5 protein-coding genes and 2 pseudogenes are annotated in these 6,232 nt (G+C 55.7%); all 7 read right to left on the bottom strand.

The window, feature by feature from the left end; translation table 11 throughout:
- Positions 1-70: 70 nt before the first annotated feature.
- Entirely contained in the window at positions 71-376 is a 306-nt protein-coding gene (locus tag R7F07_RS24285) for a LysR family transcriptional regulator (RefSeq protein WP_001255015.1), read from the bottom strand.
- A gap of 27 nt (positions 377-403) precedes the next feature.
- Entirely contained in the window at positions 404-1,618 is a 1,215-nt protein-coding gene (gene floR / locus R7F07_RS24280; protein ID WP_000214122.1) for a chloramphenicol/florfenicol efflux MFS transporter FloR, read from the bottom strand.
- Between the two features lie 216 nt (positions 1,619-1,834).
- Positions 1,835-2,719: a DUF3363 domain-containing protein gene (locus R7F07_RS24275; RefSeq protein WP_001447541.1), complete on the bottom strand. Its 885-nt coding sequence runs from the start codon at positions 2,717-2,719 to the stop codon at positions 1,835-1,837.
- A 30-nt stretch (positions 2,720-2,749) separates the two neighbouring features.
- Positions 2,750-3,778, bottom strand: a pseudogene (locus R7F07_RS24270) (IS91-like element ISVsa3 family transposase); the annotation flags it as partial.
- A 13-nt stretch (positions 3,779-3,791) separates the two neighbouring features.
- Positions 3,792-4,127: pseudogene (locus R7F07_RS25655) on the bottom strand (toprim domain-containing protein); the annotation flags it as partial.
- 82 nt (positions 4,128-4,209) lie between these two features.
- Positions 4,210-4,722, bottom strand: a complete 513-nt coding sequence (locus R7F07_RS24265; protein ID WP_086371372.1) for a dihydrofolate reductase — start codon at positions 4,720-4,722, stop codon at positions 4,210-4,212.
- Positions 4,723-5,067: 345 nt separating this feature from the next.
- A partial coding sequence (locus tag R7F07_RS24260) for an IS91-like element ISVsa3 family transposase (protein ID WP_000320694.1) occupies positions 5,068-6,232 on the bottom strand: 1,165 nt, incomplete at its 5' end.

Genomic DNA, 6,232 nt, shown 5'->3' with positions numbered 1-6,232 from the left:
GCTTAGCGGAAAGTTCTTTTACCCTCAGCCGAAATGCCTGCCGTTGCTAGACATTGCCAGCCAGTGCCCGTCACTCCGCGGTCTTCACTGCGTGATCGAGTTGATCGACACCCGCCGTGACACGCTCCATGAAGTGCCTGCCTGCGTCTGTTAGCCGAACGCCCCGCGCATGGCGCTCAAATAGCAGGACACCAAGGTTATCCTCCAGCGCTTTCACACGCGCGCTGACGCTCGACTGGCTGATACCAAGTGCCTTGGCCGCATGCCGAAAATTCAGATGCTCGGCGACGGCGATGAACTGAACAAGGGAAATGAGCGGTATCCTGCCAGACAGGATACCGACATTCACGAGGTTTCGATGGTTAGTGCGCCGCATCGGAGCGGGCCTGCTACCAGTCGTCGGTTAGACGACTGGCGACTTCTCGGTGGCAGCCCCACGGAGCCGAAGGAGCACCAGCCCCAACGAAACCAGTACCGCCATCGCCGTGGCGTAACAGATCACGGGCCACGCTGTGTCACCGTTTAAAAGTGCCACCGCCAATGTCCCGACAATGCTGACTATCAGGCTTTGAACGCAGAAGTAGAACGCGACCGCTGATCCCGCGATGTCGTCGAACTCTGCCAAAGCGCCGTTCGCGGTAACGGACACCGTGAAGACAATACCGACCGCGACAACCCACATCGGTAGGATGAAGGTGAGGAATGACGGCGAGCCGTAAAGTTCGCCGATCCCCAACAGGACCGCTCCGCAAACAAGCAACGCCATCCCACGCGCCACGCATCCTGCGATGCCCCATCTGGCGACAAAGGACTTCGCGAAACGGGTTGTCACGATCATTACAAGCGCGACAGTGGCGAAGGCAAAGCTGAATCCGATCTCGGAATATTCCGCTTGGCCTATGAGCACACGGGGAGCCGTCGAGAAGAAGACGAAGTAGGTGCCCATACCGGCGCTAAAGCCGACAGTGTAAACCCAAAAAGCCGGACTCGCGAAGATCGGCAAGACAGATCGGCGCGTCTTGACTTGATCCAGAGGGCGGGTTTCGTGCCACCTGAAACCCGCATTTAGGAGTGCGAGCATCGCCAGTATAGCCAAAGTAATGAATATCGCCTGCCATCCCAAGAACTCGCCGATCAATACTCCGGCGATAGGGCCGAGCGCAGGCACGAACGCCAGCATCGAACTGAAAAGGCCGTAGATGACGACACCCTCAGGACGGTTGGCATAAACGTCGCGAACCGTCGCGAACGTCGCCACCAGCATGGCCGACGCGCCCACTGCTTGAAGTAGACGGAAAGCGACAAAGGCCGGTGCAGTTGAAGACCAAGCTGCTCCCAGAGACGCAATGACGAAAGCCGTTGCGCCCGCAAGTAGAATTGGCCGTCGCCCGATTCTGTCTGAGAGCGGACCAAAAATCACCTGGCCCACGCCGAGCATCACCATATAGAGGCTCAACGTGAGTTGGATCATAGCGGGCGTCGTGTTCAGGATGCCGGGCATCGCTGGAACGACAGGGAGATAAATATCCATCGCCAGTGAAGCGAGGATGTCGAAAGGAGCCATCAGCAGCAGTGCTGCCGGCAGCGTATAGGCCCACGCGGGGCGTGTGGTGGTCATGACGAATCAACCCTCGATTAAGGAATACCGGGCGACGTCTGCTCGTCAGCAATCAGATGAGACTAGCCTTACAGAGCGCCGCAACAACAATACTGGTTGTTGCGGCTTACTTGTCTGCTGACTTGGAATTTCCCATCTGATTACTCCACGCTTACGAATATGAATTGCTACATTTTATCCGATTATCTTTTGCTTCGCAATGCGGCATGGGCGCACTCAGCGTTCCAGCCCCCTCTGCCGCCCTAACTGCCACGACACCGACCCGCCCTGCACGATGCCCATAACCTCGCGGCCGAGTTGGCGGTCGATGATCGGCCGCCACGGGACAAGGGTGAACTCATGGGATTTCTCGACCACGGCGAACTTGCCGCTCGATAGATGCACGGTTCCGGTAAACTTGCCGCTGACGCTCTCGCCGTCCGTGGCGGCGCGGAACGGCAGGCCCTTACTCAAAGCCATATCCGATCCGACGCCGGCTACCTCGCGCTCCCGCAGGATGGCGAGAAGGTTGCGCCGGTAGAAGACGCGGCTGTCCCGGCTGCGGGTGGCGTCGCCCTGTTCGATATGGTGCTCGCGGCGCTGGTCCATGGCTTCGCGGACTTGTTGCCCGAAGCCGGTTGGCGCAAGGTCGGCCGTCTCGCCGTGGATCAGCCGCCGGTCCAGCCAGGTCGCGCCGTCCGATCCGATCTGTTTGTTCAGATCGACCGGGGAAAGGACGCGAACGCTGGCCTGACTGTCTCGGCCGGCGTCATGGGCGGCGGCACGGCTGACCAGATCATCGGGGATGCGCCATTGGTCGGCGTCGATCCGCTCGACGATACCGGCCCGGCGTAGCGCCTCCAGCCGGCGCACATGGGCATCGACATAGCCCTCATAGTCGCCGCCTGGAACGCGGCACGTATAGGAAGAATAAACGCCCTTTTCACCCAAGTCCAACAGCTTTGGACCGCAGTTGACTCTTTCGACACCCCTGCGATGCAACCCAATCCGGCTGACGGGGAGCCAGCAACGCTGAAAATTTACCCTCCTCTTTCCCACTAGCGGCTCCTTTTCCGACAACCAGCACGGCGGATCCCTGCCGCGGCGCTGTGAACGCAGCATTTTGATTGGTATCGTTGGCCTTCAGGCTCGTCAGTCAAACAGACCCAGGAGCAGCTCAGCCGGTGGCGCCCGGCTTTCGGGTAACGCCCTGGTCCCGCTGGTTTCGGCTTTGTGCTTCAGGTGATCAAGGATCTGCTTGATCACTATAGGGTCTTCAATGCAGGCGATGACTTTCATGGCGCCGCCGCAGCCGCTGCAGGTCTCGATGTCGATATTGAAAACACGCTTGAGCCGTTGCGCCCATGTCATCGACGCTCGCCGTTGTGCTGGTGTTGCCGGTTCATCAGCCACCCTGACCTTGTTGCCCCTGCCCCGTTTTGCCGGCGTGACCAACGCCCGGTGCCGACTGTTGGGTGCGAACACCCCGTGGAAGCGGGTTAGGTTGACTCTGGGCTTCGGTACCAGGGCGGCCAGCCTTGCAATGAAATCCAATGGTTCGAAAATGACGTGCGTGGTGCCGTCCCGGTACGGCGTCTTGAGCTGGTAGCGCACGTTGCCGCCTCGTGTTAACGACAGCCGCTTCTCGGATACCGCCGGGCGGCTGATGTACCGGCACAGCCGTTCGAGCTTCTTGCGTTCATCGGCCCTGGCCGCCACGCCGGCGTGCAGGCTGGACCCGGCTACCTTGCCAATCCCGTCACCGAACGGATCACCACTGGTCGGCAGAGTTTGCAAAGTGAACACCTTTCGCCCCGCCTGTGAACCGACAGCGATACGGTAAGTGATCGAGTGCCCCAGCAGGGGTGTCATCGGGTCGTCATCCACCGCATCCGAGGCCAGATAGCTGTTTTCGACATCCCGTTCCAGCAGGCCTTGCCGTTCCAGATAGCGACCCACCCGGTGGGCGATGGTGTGCGTCAGCTGGGTGAGCTCTGGGCTGGTCGGCGCCTTGACCCAGCGGAAACGCGCTGAGCCGTGGGATTGCTCGACATACACACCGTCGAGAAACAGCATGTGGAAGTGAACATTCAGATTGAGCGCCGATCCAAAACGCTGGATCAGGGTGACCGCGCCCGTCTTGGCCACTTGGTGGGTATGGCCCGCTTTCTTGACCAGGTGCCAATACCCATCTTTGTATCAACTCCCCTTCCTGCCCGGCATCCCCGCAATTGATGACTTCAGAACAAGATGCTACCAATTTTTCAATAACAGCAAATTGCCTTTTTACTCCATCGTTATCAATTAGTTTAATGCCAAATTTTTTAGGTACAATTGGCAGATCTTCCAATTTCCAGTATTTCCAATTTTCTTTGTAATCATGGGGTTCATTCAATGTACACAGATGGCCAAAAGTCCAGGTTACCCAATAGCCATTTCCTTCATAAAAGCCGTTGTTGCGTTGTTTTGCACCAATTACTTCGGCAATATCTTTTGCCACAGAAGGTTTTTCAGCTATACATAAAATCATAAGGAGGCAAAGTTAGTAAGGTCGTTGAAGTTTTGAAACCGTTACATACAAAACATTTCAACAAAAACAGTAAGTTTTAGAGTTATTTACGTGTATATTTTTTTATTTCAAAAGCAAAAGCGTGTTTTTCATCAATACCCTGTTTCAGTACAGTTTCACTATTCCACTCAGATTCAGAAAATTTAGGAAAAAAAGTATCTGCGTCAAACACTCCATCTACTTGTGTGATATACATTTCTTGAAGGATGTTTCGCTGCATAACTTCTGCATAAATTTGTCCCCCACCAATGATGAAAACAGTTCTTTCGGTTTCATTTTTATAGAACTCTAAACATTCAGTAAGTGAAAAAAAGACATGAGCTCCTGGTGCTTGATAGCCGATTTGGTGAGTTAAAACGGCATTTTCACGATTTGGCAAGGGTCTAAATTTCTCAGGAATAGATTCATAATTTTTACGTCCGGTTATTACTACATGACCTGTTGAAGTTTCTTTAAAGAATTTCATATCAGCCGGCAATTTCCATAACAAATCGTTGTCTTTACCAATGCCAAAATTTTTATCCATGGCAACAATTAATGATAGTTTCATAATGATCGGTATTGAATAATTAATTTTTTATTTGAGGCATTAAGCACATGCAATAATTTCTCAATTGGTTTTTTCACCTTTTCTTTCAAATGTAACTCATCTGCAGTTTGAATCATACGTATAGGAAGAATAAACGCCCTTTTCACCCAAGTCCAACAGCTTTGGACCGCAGTTGACTCTTTCGACACCCCTGCGATGCAACCCAATCCGGCTGACGGGGAGCCAGCAACGCTGAAAATTTACCCTCCTCTTTCCCACTAGCGGCTCCTTTTCCGACAACCAGCACGGCGGATCCCTGCCGCGGCGCTGTGAACGCAGCATTTTGATTGGTATCGTTGGCCTTCAGGCTCGTCAGTCAAACAGACCCAGGAGCAGCTCAGCCGGTGGCGCCCGGCTTTCGGGTAACGCCCTGGTCCCGCTGGTTTCGGCTTTGTGCTTCAGGTGATCAAGGATCTGCTTGATCACTATAGGGTCTTCAATGCAGGCGATGACTTTCATGGCGCCGCCGCAGCCGCTGCAGGTCTCGATGTCGATATTGAAAACACGCTTGAGCCGTTGCGCCCATGTCATCGACGCTCGCCGTTGTGCTGGTGTTGCCGGTTCATCAGCCACCCTGACCTTGTTGCCCCTGCCCCGTTTTGCCGGCGTGACCAACGCCCGGTGCCGACTGTTGGGTGCGAACACCCCGTGGAAGCGGGTTAGGTTGACTCTGGGCTTCGGTACCAGGGCGGCCAGCCTTGCAATGAAATCCAATGGTTCGAAAATGACGTGCGTGGTGCCGTCCCGGTACGGCGTCTTGAGCTGGTAGCGCACGTTGCCGCCTCGTGTTAACGACAGCCGCTTCTCGGATACCGCCGGGCGGCTGATGTACCGGCACAGCCGTTCGAGCTTCTTGCGTTCATCGGCCCTGGCCGCCACGCCGGCGTGCAGGCTGGACCCGGCTACCTTGCCAATCCCGTCACCGAACGGATCACCACTGGTCGGCAGAGTTTGCAAAGTGAACACCTTTCGCCCCGCCTGTGAACCGACAGCGATACGGTAAGTGATCGAGTGCCCCAGCAGGGGTGTCATCGGGTCGTCATCCACCGCATCCGAGGCCAGATAGCTGTTTTCGACATCCCGTTCCAGCAGGCCTTGCCGTTCCAGATAGCGACCCACCCGGTGGGCGATGGTGTGCGTCAGCTGGGTGAGCTCTGGGCTGGTCGGCGCCTTGACCCAGCGGAAACGCGCTGAGCCGTGGGATTGCTCGACATACACACCGTCGAGAAACAGCATGTGGAAGTGAACATTCAGATTGAGCGCCGATCCAAAACGCTGGATCAGGGTGACCGCGCCCGTCTTGGCCACTTGGTGGGTATGGCCCGCTTTCTTGACCAGGTGCGTGGCAATGACGCGGTAAACGATGCCCAGCACCCACCCCATGATCTCGGGCCGGCTGGCAAACAGGAAACGCAGCTGAAACGGGAAGCTCAACACCCACTGACGCATGGGTTGTTCAGGCAGTACTTCATCAACC

The organism is Vibrio sp. YT-16 (assembly GCF_033337405.1).
GTDB lineage: Bacteria > Pseudomonadota > Gammaproteobacteria > Enterobacterales > Vibrionaceae > Vibrio > Vibrio alginolyticus.
This window is presented reverse-complemented; position numbering and strand designations above follow the sequence as displayed.

Excerpts from the sequence above, each read along its gene's own strand:
- floR (WP_000214122.1), bottom strand. The coding sequence starts at position 1,618 with ATGACCACCACACGCCCCGCGTGGGCCTATACGCTGCCGGCAGCACTG.
- R7F07_RS24275 (WP_001447541.1), bottom strand. The coding sequence starts at position 2,719 with ATGCTGCGTTCACAGCGCCGCGGCAGGGATCCGCCGTGCTGGTTGTCG.
- R7F07_RS24285 (WP_001255015.1), bottom strand. The coding sequence starts at position 376 with ATGCGGCGCACTAACCATCGAAACCTCGTGAATGTCGGTATCCTGTCT.